The organism is Streptomyces pyxinicus (assembly GCF_024753135.1).
Lineage (GTDB): Bacteria > Actinomycetota > Actinomycetes > Streptomycetales > Streptomycetaceae > Streptomyces > Streptomyces pyxinicus.
In genome coordinates this window covers 293,037-308,486 of sequence record NZ_JANUGP010000001.1, presented here as the reverse complement: position 1 = coordinate 308,486, position 15,450 = coordinate 293,037, and the positions used below count along the sequence as shown (strand labels likewise).

At 73.8% G+C, this 15,450-nt stretch carries 15 protein-coding genes; 7 read left to right on the top strand and 8 right to left on the bottom strand.

Features of this window, described 5'->3' with window-relative positions; genetic code table 11:
* Positions 1 to 23: 23 nt before the first annotated feature.
* The 3 genes from NX794_RS01275 to NX794_RS01265 all read right to left on the bottom strand — a co-directional run bounded on the left by NX794_RS01275 (position 24) and on the right by NX794_RS01265 (position 3,765).
* Entirely contained in the window at positions 24 to 998 is a 975-nt protein-coding gene (locus NX794_RS01275) for an acyl-ACP desaturase (protein WP_258776104.1), read from the bottom strand.
* 223 nt (positions 999 to 1,221) lie between these two features.
* The gene (gene ddaH, locus NX794_RS01270; RefSeq protein WP_258776103.1) at positions 1,222 to 1,998 is read right to left on the bottom strand and encodes a dimethylargininase; all 777 of its coding nucleotides are present in this window, start codon (positions 1,996 to 1,998) and stop codon (positions 1,222 to 1,224) included.
* 150 nt (positions 1,999 to 2,148) lie between these two features.
* A complete protein-coding gene (locus tag NX794_RS01265; RefSeq protein WP_258776102.1) occupies positions 2,149 to 3,765 on the bottom strand; it encodes an ABC-F family ATP-binding cassette domain-containing protein in 1,617 nt (538 codons plus the stop codon).
* 346 nt (positions 3,766 to 4,111) lie between these two features.
* Between NX794_RS01265 and NX794_RS01260 the strand changes: the two genes are divergently transcribed.
* The gene (locus tag NX794_RS01260; protein WP_258776101.1) at positions 4,112 to 4,936 is read left to right on the top strand and encodes an isocitrate lyase/PEP mutase family protein; all 825 of its coding nucleotides are present in this window, start codon (positions 4,112 to 4,114) and stop codon (positions 4,934 to 4,936) included.
* A 13-nt stretch (positions 4,937 to 4,949) separates the two neighbouring features.
* Here the strand turns inward: NX794_RS01260 and ssgD are convergent, their stop codons facing one another.
* A complete protein-coding gene (ssgD, locus tag NX794_RS01255) occupies positions 4,950 to 5,366 on the bottom strand; it encodes a spore wall synthesis regulator SsgD (RefSeq protein ID WP_258776099.1) in 417 nt (138 codons plus the stop codon).
* Positions 5,367 to 5,597: 231 nt separating this feature from the next.
* Between ssgD and NX794_RS01250 the strand changes: the two genes are divergently transcribed.
* Entirely contained in the window at positions 5,598 to 6,728 is a 1,131-nt protein-coding gene (locus NX794_RS01250; protein WP_428985828.1) for a WD40/YVTN/BNR-like repeat-containing protein, read from the top strand.
* A gap of 79 nt (positions 6,729 to 6,807) precedes the next feature.
* The gene (locus NX794_RS01245) at positions 6,808 to 7,146 is read left to right on the top strand and encodes a plasmid stabilization protein (protein WP_258776097.1); all 339 of its coding nucleotides are present in this window, start codon (positions 6,808 to 6,810) and stop codon (positions 7,144 to 7,146) included.
* Positions 7,147 to 7,156: 10 nt separating this feature from the next.
* On the opposite strand, the gene NX794_RS01240 is transcribed toward NX794_RS01245, so the two are convergent.
* Positions 7,157 to 7,453 (bottom strand): YciI family protein, encoded by a 297-nt coding sequence (locus tag NX794_RS01240; protein WP_258776096.1) that lies wholly within the window; start codon positions 7,451 to 7,453, stop codon positions 7,157 to 7,159.
* A 61-nt stretch (positions 7,454 to 7,514) separates the two neighbouring features.
* Here NX794_RS01240 and NX794_RS01235 point away from each other — a divergent pair, with 61 nt between their 5' ends.
* Positions 7,515 to 8,282: an endonuclease V gene (locus NX794_RS01235; protein ID WP_258776094.1), complete on the top strand. Its 768-nt coding sequence runs from the start codon at positions 7,515 to 7,517 to the stop codon at positions 8,280 to 8,282.
* Here the strand turns inward: NX794_RS01235 and NX794_RS01230 are convergent.
* On the bottom strand, positions 8,222 to 8,434 hold the full coding sequence (locus tag NX794_RS01230; protein WP_258776093.1) for a hypothetical protein: 213 nt from the start codon (positions 8,432 to 8,434) through the stop codon (positions 8,222 to 8,224). The genes NX794_RS01235 and NX794_RS01230 overlap by 61 nt on opposite strands.
* An 88-nt stretch (positions 8,435 to 8,522) precedes the next feature.
* Positions 8,523 to 9,713 (bottom strand): saccharopine dehydrogenase family protein, encoded by a 1,191-nt coding sequence (locus NX794_RS01225; protein WP_258776092.1) that lies wholly within the window; start codon positions 9,711 to 9,713, stop codon positions 8,523 to 8,525.
* Between the two features lie 232 nt (positions 9,714 to 9,945).
* Between NX794_RS01225 and NX794_RS01220 the strand changes: the two genes are divergently transcribed.
* The 3 genes from NX794_RS01220 to NX794_RS01210 are packed head-to-tail and all read left to right on the top strand — an operon-like array spanning position 9,946 to position 14,587.
* Positions 9,946 to 11,106 (top strand): CaiB/BaiF CoA transferase family protein, encoded by a 1,161-nt coding sequence (locus NX794_RS01220; RefSeq protein ID WP_258776091.1) that lies wholly within the window; start codon positions 9,946 to 9,948, stop codon positions 11,104 to 11,106.
* 41 nt (positions 11,107 to 11,147) lie between these two features.
* Positions 11,148 to 12,362 (top strand): acetyl-CoA C-acetyltransferase, encoded by a 1,215-nt coding sequence (locus NX794_RS01215; RefSeq protein ID WP_258776090.1) that lies wholly within the window; start codon positions 11,148 to 11,150, stop codon positions 12,360 to 12,362.
* 41 nt (positions 12,363 to 12,403) lie between these two features.
* Positions 12,404 to 14,587 (top strand): 3-hydroxyacyl-CoA dehydrogenase NAD-binding domain-containing protein, encoded by a 2,184-nt coding sequence (locus NX794_RS01210; protein WP_258776089.1) that lies wholly within the window; start codon positions 12,404 to 12,406, stop codon positions 14,585 to 14,587.
* Here NX794_RS01210 and NX794_RS01205 read toward each other — a convergent pair.
* Positions 14,573 to 15,289 (bottom strand): MerR family transcriptional regulator, encoded by a 717-nt coding sequence (locus tag NX794_RS01205; protein ID WP_258776088.1) that lies wholly within the window; start codon positions 15,287 to 15,289, stop codon positions 14,573 to 14,575. The genes NX794_RS01210 and NX794_RS01205 overlap by 15 nt on opposite strands.
* Positions 15,290 to 15,450: the final 161 nt, after the last annotated feature.

Sequence of the window (15,450 nt, the reverse complement as noted above, 5' to 3'; positions counted from 1 at the left end):
GGGGCCGGCCCCGGCGGGTGCCGTCAGCCGGCGGCGCGGGCCGCCATGCGGGCCTTGCGGGCCGCCAGCTTCTCGTCGAACTTCAGGGCCTCCGCGTCCAGACCGCCCAGGAACAGGCCGAGTTCCTCCTGCGCCTTGCTGCCCTCGGGGCCGAGCCCGTCGATCTCCATGACCTTCAGGAAGCGCAGCACCGGCTGGAGCACGTCGTCGTGGTGGATGCGCAGGTTGTACACCTCGCCGATCGCCATCTGCGCGGCGGCCCGCTCGAAGCCGGGGATGCCGTGGCCGGGCATCCGGAAGTCGACGACGACGTCCCGGACCGCCTGCATGGTCAGGTCGGGGGCGATCTCGAACGCGGCCTTCAGCAGGTTGCGGTAGAAGACCATGTGCAGGTTCTCGTCGGTCGCGATGCGCGCCAGCATGCGGTCGCAGACCGGGTCCCCGGACTGGTGGCCGGTGTTGCGGTGCGAGATCCGGGTGGCCAGCTCCTGGAAGGCGACGTAGGCGACCGAGTGCAGCATCGAGTGCCGGTTGTCGGACTCGAAGCCCTCGCTCATGTGGGCCATGCGGAACCGCTCCAGCTTGTCCGGGTCCACCGCGCGCGAGGCGAGCAGGTAGTCGCGCATCACGATGCCGTGCCGGCCCTCCTCCGCCGTCCAGCGGTGCACCCAGGTGCCCCAGGCGCCGTCGCGGCCGAACAGCGAGGCGATCTCGTGGTGGTAGCTGGGCAGGTTGTCCTCGGTGAGCAGGTTGACGACGAGCGCGGTCCGCCCGATCTCCGTCACCTTGGAGTGCTCCTTCTGCCACGCCTCGCCGTCCTCGAAGAGGCCCGGGAAGTTACGGCCGTCGCTCCACGGCACGTACTCGTGCGGCATCCAGTCCTTGGCCACCTTCAGATGCCGGTTCAGCTCCCGCTCGACCACTTCCTCCAGCGCGTACAGCAGGCGCGCGTCGGTCCACGCGGACGGGCTGCCGAGGTGAGGGGAAGTGAGGGTCACGGGAACTCCAGGGGACGCCGAGCGGGGGAGCGAAAGGACGGTCCGGCGAGCGGTGCCGGGAAACCTACGTGATCGTAAGCTACGAATCCGTAGGTTACGAAACCGTAGGTTAAGAGCGTCGTAAAGAGCGCTGATCAGCGAGGATGGCGCGCCGGACACGGGAACGCGGGACAGCCCGGGGACCCGCAGGTCCCGGGACTGTCCGGCGAAGACGTCCACCCCCTCAGACGTACAGCTCCCGCATCCGCACCGAGAGGCAGGTCACACATCCCTCCAGCTTCTCGAACTCGCCGATGTCCACGGTGACGACGTCGTGGCCGAGGTCGGTCAGCAGTTCGGCCGTCTTGGGGGCGCTCGCCGCCATCAGCAGCTTGCCGCCGCCCAGCAGCACCACGTGCGCGCCCGCCTCCTCGGGCACCGACAGGAAGCCCGGGAACAGCGAGGGCCGGTCGACCTTCGGGATGTGCCCGATCACCGTGCCGTCCGGCAGCGCGGTCACCGCCGACTTCAGGTGCAGCACCTTGCTCACCGGGACGGCCACCACCCGGGCGCCCAGCGGTTCGAACGCGGCCCGCACCTGCTGCACCCCGGCCGCGTTGGTCCGGCCGCCCCGGCCGACGTACACCGTGTCGCCGACCTTCAGGACGTCACTGCCCTCCAGCGTGCCCGGCTCCCATATCCAGTTCACCGAGCAGCCGAGCCGGGCCACCGCCTCCTCGACGCCGGCCGTCTCCGGCCGCCGGGACTCGGCGCCGGGCCGGGTGATCAGCGCCACGTTCCGGTACATGACCACGGTGTCCTCCACGAACACCGAGTCCGGGCAGTCGTCGGCCGGTTCGACCTCCACGGTCTCCCAACCGTGCGCCCGCAGCGCCTCGACGTAGGCCTCCCACTGCTCGACGGCGAGCCCGACGTCGATCTCCTCCCGCTCCAGGTGCGTCACCAGGCCTTCGGCGAGGCGGGGACTGGGGCGGCGGACCAGGGCCTTCTTGCTGGGCACGAGGGGCCTTTCACATCGGTGGTGGTGCGGACGCGCGGCGGCGCCGGTGGTACGGCGCCGGTCCGCCATCATGCAGCCCGCCCCGGCGAGGACGAAACCCCGGCCCGCCGCCTGTGGCCGTCCTGAGACGCGCCCACGGGACCGGCCGGGTCAGCCGATGTCCCGCGCCGTGATCTCCCGCAGTTCCCCTCCCTCCATCAGCAGCCAGCGGGTGATGCCCACCGACTCCAGGAACGGCAGGTCGTGGCTGGCCACGAGCAGCGCGCCCTGGTACGACTCCAGGGCCGAGGTCAGCCGGCCGACACTGGCCATGTCGAGGTTGTTGGTCGGTTCGTCGAGCAGCAGCAACTGGGGCGCGGGTTCCGCGAGCATCAGCGCGGCCAGGGCCGCCCGGAAGCGTTCACCGCCCGACAGCGTGGCCGCCTTCTGGTCGGCGCGCGCACCCCGGAACAGGAAGCGGGCCAGCCGCGCTCGGACCCGGTTGTCGGTCGCGCCCGGCGCGAACCGGGCCACGTTCTCGGCCACCGTCAGCTCGTCGTCCAGCACGTCCAGACGCTGCGGCAGGAAGCGCAGCGGTACGTGCGCCGACGCCTGCCCCGACACCGGGTCCAGTTCCCCGGCGACGGTCCGCAGCAGCGTGGTCTTGCCCGCGCCGTTGCGGCCGACCAGCGCGATCCGCTCCGGGCCGCGCAGATCGAGGACGCCGTCGGCGCGCGTGCCGTGCGCCAGGACCAGGTTCTCCAGGGTGAGCACCTGCCGGCCGGGCGGTACGGCCGTGTACGGCAGGTCGACGCGGATCTCGTCGTCGTCCCGTACCGCCTCCGCCGCCTCGTCCATCCGCTCCCTGGCCTCGGCGAGCCGCTCCTCGTGCAGGATGCGGTGCTTGCCCGCGGACTCCTGGGCGGCCCGCTTGCGGGCCCCCATGACGATCTTCGGCTCGCGCTTGGAGTCCCACATCTTCTGCCCGTACCGCTTGCGGCGGGCCAGTTTCATGTGGGCGTCGGAGAGTTCGCGCCGCTGTTTGCGCACATCGGCCTCGGCGACGCGCAGCATCCGCTCGGCGGCCTCCTGCTCCACGGCCAGCGCCGCCTCGTAGGCCGAGAAGTTGCCGCCGTACCAGGCGACCTCACCGGAGCGCAGGTCCGCGATCTGGTCGACCAGGTCGAGCAGTTCCCGGTCGTGGCTGACCACGACCAGCACGCCGGGCCAGGCCGCGACCGCCCGGTACAGCCGGCGGCGCGCGTACAGGTCGAGGTTGTTGGTGGGCTCGTCCAGCAGCAGCACGTCCGGACGGCCGAGCAGCAGCGCGGCGAGCCGCAGCAGCACCGACTCGCCGCCGGACACCTCGCCGACGGTGCGGTCGAGACCGAGGTGGCCGAGGCCGAGTTCGCCGAGGGTGGCCAGGGCGCGCTCCTCGACGTCCCAGTCGTCGCCGACGGTCTCGAAGTGCCGCTCGCTCGCGTCGCCCGCCTCGATGGCGTGCAGCGCGGCCCGCCGCTCGGCGATCCCGAGGACCTGGTCGACGCGGAGCGCGGTGTCCAGCGTGACGTTCTGCGGGAGGAGACCGACGTCGCCGGCCACCTTGACCGTGCCGTCGGCCGGGACGAGCGTGCCGGCCAGCAGCTTCAACAGGGTCGACTTTCCGGACCCGTTGACGCCGACGAGCCCGGTTCTGCCGGGGCCGAAGGCGATGTCGAGTCCGTCGAACACGGTGGTGCCGTCGGGCCAGGAGAAGGACAGGGAGGTGGCGCTGAGGGAAGCTGACATGAGGGCCTCGCGGTGGGGTGGGTGCGGTCGGGAAACGCGTGTCGAGACACCGCGAGGCGAGAAACCGGGGATCCGGCACCAGAAGGGCCGCTCGAAGAGAAGGGGCCTGTGCCGGGGGACGGCTCGAACGCCGAGGTCGTACGCCACGCACACCTCACCGGTGTGACGCGGTGCCTCAGGACCTCAGACGAGCAACGTCCTACTCCGATCGACGACAACAGAACCGTCGAACACGGTAGGGAGGGTGCGGCGCGGGTGTCAACGCGATTAACGCGCGCTCATCGCGGCGACGCTGATGTCGGATTCCCGCCAGCGTGCGACGGGCGCCGGATGCTTGGCTCGGTCCATGACCACACCACACCCCCTGCACGCGTCCGCCCTCGCCTTCCGGGCCCTGCACGTGCCCGGCGACCCGCTCGTCCTGCCCAACGCCTGGGACGCGGGCAGCGCCGCCGTCGTCGCCGGGGCGGGCGCGCCGGCCGTCGCCACCACCAGCGCCGGACTCGCCTGGGCGCTCGGCGCCGCCGACGGTGACCGCCTGGACCGGGAGGGCGCCCTCGCCGCCGTGGCCCGGATCGCCGCCGCCGTGCGGGTCCCGGTCAGCGCGGACATCGAGGCCGGGTACGCCGAGGACCCCGCCGGGGTCGCGGACACGGTCCGGGCGGTGCTGGCCGCGGGCGCGGTCGGCGTCAACATCGAGGACGCCCAACACCGGTCGGACGCTGAGCCGCTGCGGCCCGTCGCCGAGCAGGCGGAGCGGATCGCCGCCGCCCGCGCGGCGGCCGACCGGGCCGGTGTGCCGCTGTTCGTCAACGCGCGCGTCGACACGTTCCTGCGCGGCGCCGGGGGAGTGGACCTCACCCTGGAGCGGGCGGCGGCCTTCCGCGCGGCGGGTGCCGACGGGATCTTCGTGCCCGGGGTGACCGATCCGGCCACGGTCAAGGCGCTCGTCGCGGGCGTCGACGGCCCGCTCAACGTGCTGGTGGGCCCCGGCGCGCCGTCCGTCGCCGAACTGGCCGCGCTCGGCGTGGCCCGGGTCAGCGCCGGCTCCGCCCTCGCCCAGGCCGCCCACGCCCTGGCGCGCCGCGCGGCCCGGGAACTGCTGGAGCGGGGGACGTACGGGGCGCTGGCCGACGGGTACGACTACGGGGAGCTGAACGCCCTCTTCTGAACCGGCCGTTCCGTCAGCAGGCGTCCCGCATCAATTCGGCCAGGCCGTTGTCCAGATCGAGCTGGAGGTGTTCGAGACCGGCCGGGACCAGCTCGCCGGTCGCCGCCAGGAACCGCCGTATCTCGCCCGAGCGGACGTGCACGACCGCGGTGCCCTCGGGGGCGTGGAACTCCAGCACCGTGCGGTCGTAGCCGTACGGCCGCACGCGCACGTCACCGTGGCCCTCGGGGCCCTCCAGGCCGGCGGTCAGCAGCTCGCGGGCGAAGGTCCAGCACACCTCGACGCCCTCAAGGGTGGCGGGCGCCGGGAAGGTCATGCGGACGGCGAAGGGGTCGCTCCGGTCGTAGCGCAGCGTGGCGGGAATGTTCGGCATACGCGGTGCGGCGGCGACGAGACGCGCCTCTACGGGCTGCTCGATGACGGTGGACAACACCTTGCTCCCTCGTGACGGCTGGACTACGCCCGGGTGTGCCACCCCGGCAATGGAAGAGACGACAGAATCGGCCAAGGCGTGCACACGAGGAACGAGTGACCTCGGTCACCGCCTCCATGCCTGCCCGAGGCTGGATCTTTGCGCTCGCGGTGATCGGCCCGCCCGTGAACGGGCCCTGCGGGAAGGCCCCCTGGACGGCGCCCGGGGCATGGACTAGCTTCGCCCGCCATGAGGCGCATGGGGAGCACGCGACGCGGGGGACGGGCCGGGCGGCGGACGGGCAGGCTCGTGGCGGCGGGGGTGGCCTGCGGGGCGGCGCTGGCCGCGCTCACGGTCCCGGCGGCCGGGGCCGGGCCGCTCGGTACGGCGGGCGCGGGACCGGGCGGTGTGCACTGGGCGCCGAAGGACACCGGCACCCCGCAGGTCCGCTTCCGGGGGCTCGCGGCCGTCGACCGGCGCACCGCCTGGCTCGCCGGCACCGGCGGCACGGTGCTGCGCACCACCGACGGCGGCGCGCGCTGGCGGAACGTCTCCCCGCCGGGCGCGGCCGGGCTGGAGTTCCGGGACGTGCGGGCCTTCGACGCCCGCCGGGCCGTGGTGCTGGCCATCGGCGCGGGCGAGGACTCCCGCGTCTACCGCACCGAGGACGGCGGCGCGAGCTGGACCGAGTCCTTCCGCAACACCGACCCGAAGGCGTTCTACGACTGCCTCGGCTTCTTCGACCGCCGCCACGGCCTCGCCCTGAGCGATCCGGTCGACGGGAAGTTCCGCGTCCTGTCCACCGCCGACGGTGGCCGGAACTGGCGGGTGCTGCCCAGTGCCGGCATGCCGCCCGCGTCGGCGGGTGAGGCCGGCTTCGCCGCGAGCGGCCAGTGCCTGGTCACCTCCGGGGCGCGGGACGCGTGGGTGGCCACCGGCGGCGGCGCCCACGCGCGCGTGCTGCACTCCGCCGACCGGGGTCTGACCTGGACGGCCACCGAGACCCCCGTACCGGCGGGCGACCCGGCCAAGGGCGTCTTCGCGCTCGCCTTCCGCGACCGCGCGCACGGCATCGCCGTCGGCGGCGACTACCGTGCCGACCAGCCCTCCCCGAAGGCCGCCGCCGTCACCGCCGACGGGGGCCGCACCTGGCGGCCCGCCGCCACACCGCCGCCCGCCTACCGCTCCGGCGCGGCCTGGCTCCCGCACAGCCGCACCGCCGCCCTCGCCGTCGGCCCCACCGGCACCGACCTCACCACCGACGGCGGACGCACCTGGCGGACCATCGACACCGGCTCCTACGACACCGTCGACTGCACCCCCGACCTCGGCTGCTGGGCCGCCGGCGAACAGGGCCGGGTGGCCCGGCTGGAACGGTGAGATGAGCCGACGGATCCCGGGTACCCGTTCCCTGCCGCAAAGGCCACCGCCAGAGGAACGCCGGAGGAAGGGAGCGATCATGACTGCCGGTTCCAGCCCCAAGCGCGAACGCCAGTACGAGCACATCAAGGAGAGCGCTCAGGACCGGGGCGAGAGCGCCGGCCGCGCCAAGGAGATCGCCGCGCGGACGGTGAACAAGGAACGCGCCCGCTCCGGCGAGTCCGAGACCGCCAGCCGCAGCTCGCTCCAGGACATGTCGTCGAGCAAGCGCGGCGGGCAGCGCTCGGGCAACCGGGCCGGCCCCCAGGGCCCGACCCGCGACCAGCTCTACAACGAGGCGAAGCAGCGCGGCATCGAGGGCCGCTCGCACATGAACAAGGACCAGCTCCAGCGCGCCCTGGACCGCAAGAAGGGCTGACGCCCGCGGCTCAGGCCGAAGGCTGCCGGTACCGCGCCAGCTCCGGGACCGCCTTCGTGGCCGCGAACTCCACGACCCGGTACGCGCAGACACCGCCGACGGTGAAGGGGTCGCCGGCGATGACCTCCTCGATCCGGGCCCGGTCCGCCGCGACGGCGATGATCACCCCGCCGTCGCGGGGGTTCTTGCGCCCGGACGCGAGGAAGATCCCCTGGTCGTACTGCTCCTCCAGCCAGGCCACGTGGTCCGCCAGCAGGGCGTCCACGGCGTCGAGCGGGGCGGTGTAGGTCAGCTCCAGAACGAACATGATCGCGAGCCTACCCCCGTGCGCCGAGGGCCCCGCGCCGGGCCGTACAGTCGGGGCCACGATGAGGATCACCGGTGTACCGGCGGGCTGGCCCGCGACCGAGGCGGCGGCCCGCGCCGTCCAGGACGAGCTGCGCGGGCGGGTGGTCCTGGACGAACCCGGACCGCCGCCCGGGACGGGCCGGGTGACCGGCGTCGACGTCGCCTACGACGACGCGCGGGACCTGGTCGCCGCGGCGGCCGTGGTCCTGGACGCCGCCACCCTGGACGTCGTCGCCGAGGCGACGGCCGTCGGCCGGGTGTCCTTCCCGTACGTCCCCGGACTGCTCGCGTTCCGCGAGATCCCCGCCGTGCTGGCCGCCCTGGAGGCGCTGCCGAGCCCGCCGGGCCTGGTGGTGTGCGACGGCTACGGCCTCGCCCACCCGCGCCGCTTCGGCCTCGCGAGCCACCTCGGCGTCCTCACCGGCCTGCCGAGCATCGGCGTCGCCAAGAACCCGTTCACCTTCACCCACGACGACCCGCCCCGCGCGCGGGGCACCTCCGCGCCGCTGCGCGCGGGCGGCGAGGAGGTGGGACGGGCGCTGCGCACGCGGGACGGGACCAGACCGGTGTACGTCTCGGTCGGCCACCGGGTGAGCCTGGACAACGCCCTCGCGCACACCCTGGCGCTCACCCCGCGCCACCGGCTCCCGGAGACCACCCGCCGGGCCGACGCCCTGTGCCGCCGGGCCCTGCGGGAGGCGGCACAGGGGCAGTTCGCAGGGCCGGGTCAGGACTCCTCGACGGACCCTTCGCCGGACTCCTCCACGCGCCAGGCGCCCACCTCCTGATACGCCGAGTCGTACACGGCCGAACCGTCGCCGGGCGCCAGCTCGTAGTGGCGCAGATTGCCGCCCCAGTAGCGCAGGATGCGCTCCAGCTCTCCCACCCGGTCCCGCGCCACCGCGCCGTCGTCCACGGTCACTTCGAGCACGAACTTCACGTCTGCGCCGCCTCCTCGGGTCCCTGCCTGAAAGGTCGGCCATCGTCCCACCCCGTGCGCGCGGGGGCGCCGGATCCGGCCACCGTGCTCAGCGGGCCGCCGCCACCCGGAAGCCGATGCCGGCCGCGCGCAGCCGCCCGGTCAGGGCGTCGCCCATCGCCTGTGCCGTGGTGACCTGGCCGGCCGTCGGCGGCAGGTCGTCCAGGGCGAGCGCGAGGGCCGCCTCGGCGAACATCTTCGCCGTCTCGTCATAGCCCGGGTCGCCGCCCGAGACCTCCGTGAACACCCGCCGTCCGCCGCCCTCGCCGACGAAGCGCACCGCGAACCGGCTCCGCGCCCGCTTCTCCGCGCTGGGCCCGTCCCCGGGCTTGAGCAGGTCCGACAACCGGCGCCGGACGGGCGGCAGCTGGGCCGCGGCGAGCACCGCGCCGACGGCGGCCGCTCCGCCGACGGCCACCGGGAGATGCCGTACGGCGGCGTAGTGGCGGTAGCGGAAGTCGGGGCCGTAGCGCTCCAGTGCCCGCGCCGAGCGGCTCACGACCCGCGGGTCGATGGTCGGCAGCGGCAGCGCCCACGCGCCGACCTCCCCGGCGAAGCGGGGCGTACCGGCCGGTGCGGACACCCGGCGTCCCACCATGCGCGGCTCGTGCCGGGCCCGCTCGCGCGCCGCCGCCAGCATCCGCCGGCCGCGCGCCGCCTGGTTGAGGGCGGAGGCGAAGGTGCCGCCGGAGAAGGCCGCGTCGACGCTGACGAACCCGTCGACGGTGAGCGGCACACCCTCGGGGAGCTGCCCGACCGTGAAGTGGACGCCCAGGTCGTGCGGTACGGAGTCGAAGCCGCACGCGTGCACCAGGCGGGCGCCGGTCTCCCGCGCGCGCGTGTCGTGCCGGACGTACATCAGGTCCACGAACTCCGGCTCCCCGGTCAGGTCCAGGTAGTCGGTGCCGCTGTCGGCGCAGGCGGCGACCAGCTCCTCGCCGTACAGCACGTACGGGCCCACGGTCGTGGCCAGCACGCGCGCCTGCCCGGCGAGGGCGCGCAGCGAGGCGGGTTCGGCCACGTCGGCCCGCAGCACGCCGATGTCCGCGCCGCCCGGCAGCCGTTCGCGCAACCGCTCCAGCTTCGCCCGGTCGCGGCCGGCGACCGCCCAGCGCAGCTCCCTCGGCGCGTGCGCGGCCAGGTACGCGGCGGTGAGCGCCCCGACGAAGCCGGTCGCGCCGAAGAGCACGAGGTCGTACGGACGGTCGGTCGGACGAGCGGTCGTTTTCAGCCTGCTCATGACACCCCTTGCCTGCTCATGACACCCCTTGGCCGTGCAGCCGTCGTGCGGCCGGTCGTGCAGCCCGCGCCGTTGTCGCCGGCCGAGGCTAGCGTGAAAGGCGCACCCTCCGCCGGGCGATCCGGGCACTTGGCTAAGCGCTTGCTCGTTCAGGTCTTGTGTCCGGTGGAACGTGTTCCTAGCATCACCGGTGTTACATCAGTTGTGTCATACGCGCTTGGGGGCTTGAGGCATGACGACGGCAGGGACGCCGACGACGCCGGGCAGCGGCCCGCTCTCCGGCGTGCGCGTGCTGGAGCTGGCCGGCATCGGGCCCGGCCCGTTCGCCGCCATGCTCCTGGCCGACCTCGGCGCCGACGTGGTCCGGGTGGACCGGCCCGGCGGCCCGGGACTGGGCATCGACCCGGCGTCCGACGTCACCAACCGCAACAAGCGCTCGGTCGTCGTCGACCTCAAGGCCGAGGGCGGCCCCGCCCGCGTCCTCGACCTCGCCGAGCGCGCCGACGTCCTGATCGAGGGCTACCGCCCCGGCGTCGCCGAGCGCCTCGGCATCGGCCCCGCCGACTGCCACGCCCGCAACCCCCGCCTGGTGTACGGCCGGATGACCGGCTGGGGCCAGCACGGCCCGCTCGCCCCGCGCGCCGGCCACGACGCCACCTACCTCGCGCTCACCGGCACCCTCGGCATGATCGGCCGCCCCGGCGAGCCCCCGCCCCCGCCCGCCAACCTCCTCGGCGACTACGCGGGCGGCTCCCTCTACCTGGCCGTCGGCGTCCTGGCCGCCCTGCACCACGCGCGCGCCACCGGCACCGGCCAGGTGGTCGACGCCGCCATCGTGGACGGCACCGCCCACCTCTCGGCGATGATCCACGGCATGCTGGCCGCCGGCGCCTGGCAGGACCGGCGCGCCGCCAACCTCCTCGACGGCGGCTGCCCCTACTACGGCACCTACGAGACCGCCGACGGCGGCCACATGGCGGTCGGCGCCCTGGAGTACCGGTTCTACGAGGAGTTCCTGGACCTGCTCGGCCTGCCGGAGCTGGCACCGGCCCACGCCGACTGGTCCCGCTGGGGCGAGGTGCGCGAGCGGGTCACCGCCCGCTTCAAGGCCCGTACCCGCGAGGAGTGGACGGCCGTCTTCGCGGACTCCGACGCGTGCGTGGCCCCCGTGCTGTCCCTGCGCGAGGCCCCGCACCACCCGCACCTGGCCGCCCGCGGCACCTTCACCGACCACGGCGGCATCACCCAGCCCGCCCCCGCCCCCCGCTTCTCCGCCACCCCCACCACGATCCGCACCGGCCCCGCCCTGCCCGGCGCGGACACCGAGGCGGTGACCCGGGACTGGGGCCTGCCCGCACCCGCGGACCACGCCCCGGCCGCCGACGGCGACTGACCCGGCCCCTGCCCGGCCCGACCCTCCCGAAAGGCACCCCAGTGAGCACCGAAGCGTACGTGTACGACGCGATCCGCACCCCGCGCGGCCGCGGCAAGGCCGACGGCGCCCTGCACGGCACGAAGCCCGTCGACCTGGTCGTCGGCCTCATCCACGAGATCCGCGCCCGCTTCCCCGGCCTCGACCCGGCCGCCGTCGACGACATCGTGCTCGGCGTCGTCGGACCGGTCGGCGACCAGGGCTCCGACATCGCCCGGATCGCCGCGATCGCCGCCGGACTGCCGGACACGGTCGCGGGCGTCCAGGAGAACCGCTTCTGCGCCTCGGGCCTGGAGGCCGTCAACCTGGCCGCCGCCAAGATCCGCTCGGGCTGGGAGGACCTCGTCCTCGCGGGCGGCGTCGAGTCCATGTCCCGCGTCCCGATGGCCTCCGACGGCGGCGCCTGGTTCAACGACCCGATGACCAACCTGGCGACCGACTTCGTGCCGCAGGGCATCGGCGCCGACCTCATCGCCACCATCGAGGGCTTCACCCGCCGGGACGTGGACGAGTACGCGGCCCTGTCCCAGGAGCGCGCCGCCACCGCCTGGAAGGAGGGCCGCTTCGCGCGCTCCGTGGTCCCGGTGAAGGACCGCGCCGGCCTGGTCGTCCTCGACCACGACGAGCACCCGCGCCCCGGCACCACCGCCGACTCCCTGGCCCGGCTCAAGCCCTCCTTCGCGGACATCGGCGAACTGGGCGGCTTCGACGCCGTGGCGCTCCAGAAGTACCACTGGGTGGAGAAGATCGACCACGTCCACCACGCGGGCAACTCCTCCGGCATCGTGGACGGCGCCTCGCTCGTCGCGATCGGCTCCCGGGAGGTCGGCGAGCGGCACGGCCTCACCCCGCGCGCGCGGATCGTCTCCGCCGCCGTCTCCGGCTCCGAGCCCACCATCATGCTCACCGGCCCCGCCCCCGCCACCCGCAAGGCCCTCGCCAAGGCCGGCCTCACCATCGACGACATCGACCTGGTCGAGATCAACGAGGCGTTCGCCGCCGTCGTGCTCCGCTTCGCCAGGGACATGGGCCTGTCCCTGGACAAGATCAACGTCAACGGCGGCGCCATCGCCCTCGGCCACCCGCTCGGCGCGACCGGCGCCATGATCCTCGGCACCCTGGTGGACGAACTGGAGCGCCAGGACAAGCGCTACGGCCTCGCCACCCTGTGCGTCGGCGGCGGCATGGGCATCGCCACCATCATCGAGCGCGTCTGAACTCCCCGCGGTACCGAGCGACTTCAACGGAGACGACTGTCATGACCGAGAGCACCACGATCCGCTGGGAGCAGGACGACACCGGTGTCGTCACCCTCGTCCTGGACGACCCGGACCAGTCCGCGAACACCATGAACCAGGCGTTCCGCGCCTCCCTGGCCGCGGTCACCGACCGCCTGGAGGCCGAGAAGGACGCCATCCGCGGCATCATCCTCACCTCCGCCAAGAAGACCTTCTTCGCCGGCGGCGACCTGCGCGACCTGATCCGCGTCACCCCCGAGACCGCGCGGGAGCTGTTCGAGGGCGGCCTCGCCATCAAGCGCGACCTGCGCCGCATCGAGACCCTCGGCAAGCCGGTCGTCGCCGCGATCAACGGCGCCGCCCTCGGCGGCGGCTTCGAACTCGCCCTCGCCTGCCACCACCGCGTCGCCCTCGACACCCCCGGCACCCGCGTCGGCTGCCCCGAGGTCACCCTCGGCCTGCTCCCGGGCGGCGGCGGAGTCGTGCGCACCGTACGGCTGCTGGGCATCGCGGACGCCCTGCTGAAGGTGCTGCTCCAGGGACAGCAGTACAACGCCCGGCGCGCCCAGGAGAACGGCCTCGTCCACGAGGTCGCCGGCACACCGGAGGACCTGCTCGCCAAGGCCCGCGCCTACATCGACGCCCACCCCGAGTCGCGCCAGCCCTGGGACGTGCCCGGCTACCGCATCCCCGGCGGCACCCCGGCCCACCCGAAGTTCGCCGCCAACCTGCCCGCCTTCCCGGCCAACCTGCGCAAGCAGACCAACGGCGCCCCCTACCCGGCGCCCCGCAACATCCTCGCCGCCGCCGTCGAGGGCTCCCAGGTCGACTTCGAGACCGCCCAGGTCATCGAGGCCCGCTACTTCGTGGAGCTGGCCGCCGGGCAGACCTCGAAGAACATGATCCAGGCGTTCTTCTTCGACCTCCAGGCCGTCAACTCCGGCGCCAACCGCCCCCAGGGCATCGAGCCCCGCCAGGTCCGCAAGGTCGCCGTCCTCGGCGCCGGCATGATGGGCGCCGGCATCGCCTACTCCTGCGCCCGCGCCGGCATCGAGGTCGTCCTCAAGGACGTCTCCCTGGAGGCGGCCGTCAAGGGCAAGGGCTACTCCGAGAAGCTGTGCGCCAAGGCCGTCGCCAAGGGCCGTACCAGCCAGGAGAAGGCCGACGCGCTGCTCGCCCGCATCACGCCCAGCGCCGAGGCGGCCGACTTGGCCGGCTGCGACGCGGTCATCGAGGCCGTCTTCGAAAACACCGCGCTCAAGCACAAGGTGTTCCAGGAGATCGAGTCGGTCGTCGCGCCCGACGCGCTGCTGTGCTCCAACACCTCCACGCTGCCCATCACCGCGCTCGCCGAGGGCGTGCAGCGCCAGGGCGACTTCATCGGGCTGCACTTCTTCTCGCCCGTCGACAAGATGCCGCTGGTCGAGATCATCAAGGGCGAGCGCACCGGCGAGGAGGCCCTCGCGCGCGCCTTCGACCTGGTCCGGCAGATCAACAAGACGCCGATCGTCGTCAACGACTCGCGCGGCTTCTTCACCTCCCGGGTGATCGGCCAGTTCATCAACGAGGGCGTCGCCATGGTCGGCGAGGGCGTCGAGCCCGCCTCCGTCGAACAGGCCGCCGCCCAGGCCGGCTACCCGGCCAAGGTGCTCTCCCTGATGGACGAGCTGACGCTCACCCTGCCGCGCAAGATCCGCGAGGAGACCCGGCGGGCCGTGGAGGAAGCCGGCGGCACCTGGACCGCGCACCCCGCCGACGCCGTCATCGACCGCCTGGTCGACGAGTTCGGCCGCACCGGCCGCAGCGGCGGCGCCGGCTTCTACGACTACACCGAGGACGGCAAGCGCGCCGGACTCTGGCCGGGGCTGCGCGAGCACTTCACCCGGGCCGGCCACGAGATCCCGTTCCGGGACATGCGGGAGCGCATGCTCTTCGCCGAGGCGCTCGACACCGTGCGCCTGCTGGAGGAGGGGGTGCTGACCTCCGTCGCCGACGCCAACATCGGCTCGATCCTCGGCATCGGCTTCCCCGGCTGGACCGGCGGCGTGCTCCAGTACGTCAACGGCTACGACGGCGGCCTGCCCGGCTTCGTGGCCCGCGCCCGGGAACTCGCCGAGCGCTACGGCGAGCGCTTCACCCCGCCCGCGCTGCTGGTCGAGAAGGCGGAGAAGGGGGAGCGGTTCACCGACTCAGTCCGTCCCTGACCCGCCCAGCCACTCGCCCAGCTCCTCCCGCAGCGAGCGCTGGAACGTGGTCAGCAGGGCCTGCACCACCAGCGGGTGCATATGGGCCGACAGCGACCGCACGTCCTGGGCGGCACGCTCCGCGACCTCGCCGCGGAAGAGCCGGGACAGCTCGCGGGCCGCGGCGCGCGAGTGCTCCATGAGCACCTCGCGCGCCGCCAGGATCACCTCCTGCGACAGCGGTACGTCGAGCAGCTGGACGCCGAGCCGGAGCAGCCCGGCGTCCACCCGGAAGGCGCCCCCGTCGCCCCCCTCGTCCGCCGTGACGACGTTCATCGCCGCCAGCCGCTCCAGGTCCCCGGCGGACAGCGGCCGGCCCGCCCGCCGCTCCAGCTCCCGGCGCGGCACCGTCTCCACCGCGTCCGGCGCCCAGGACGCCACGACGGCGCGGTGGATGGCCAGCTCGTGCGCGGTGAGGCCGGCCGGCAGCTGGTGCAGATAGCGCTCGATGGCCGCCAGCGTCATGCCCTGCCGCTGCAACTCCTCGATCAGCGCCAGCCGCGCCACGTGCTCCGGGCCGTAGTGTCCGACCCGGCGGGCACCGATCACCGGCGGCGGCAGCAGGCCCTTGCCGCCGTAGAAGCGCACGGTGCGGACCGTGACGCCCGCCCGGGCGGCCAGCTCGTCGACGGTGAGGGTCGGCTCCTCGGCATCGGTCGTCATGTGCAGCAGTATCGCTGTCCCACCTCTGCTGTGACACCACTGATGTACATCGGGTGGACGCTGAGTGGATCGTGTGAGAAGCAACGCTCTGTGACGTGGACCACCGTGTATCCGGCGATCCATCTGGGAAGCTGCTGCCTTGGTCTGTACCGCGACTCGAC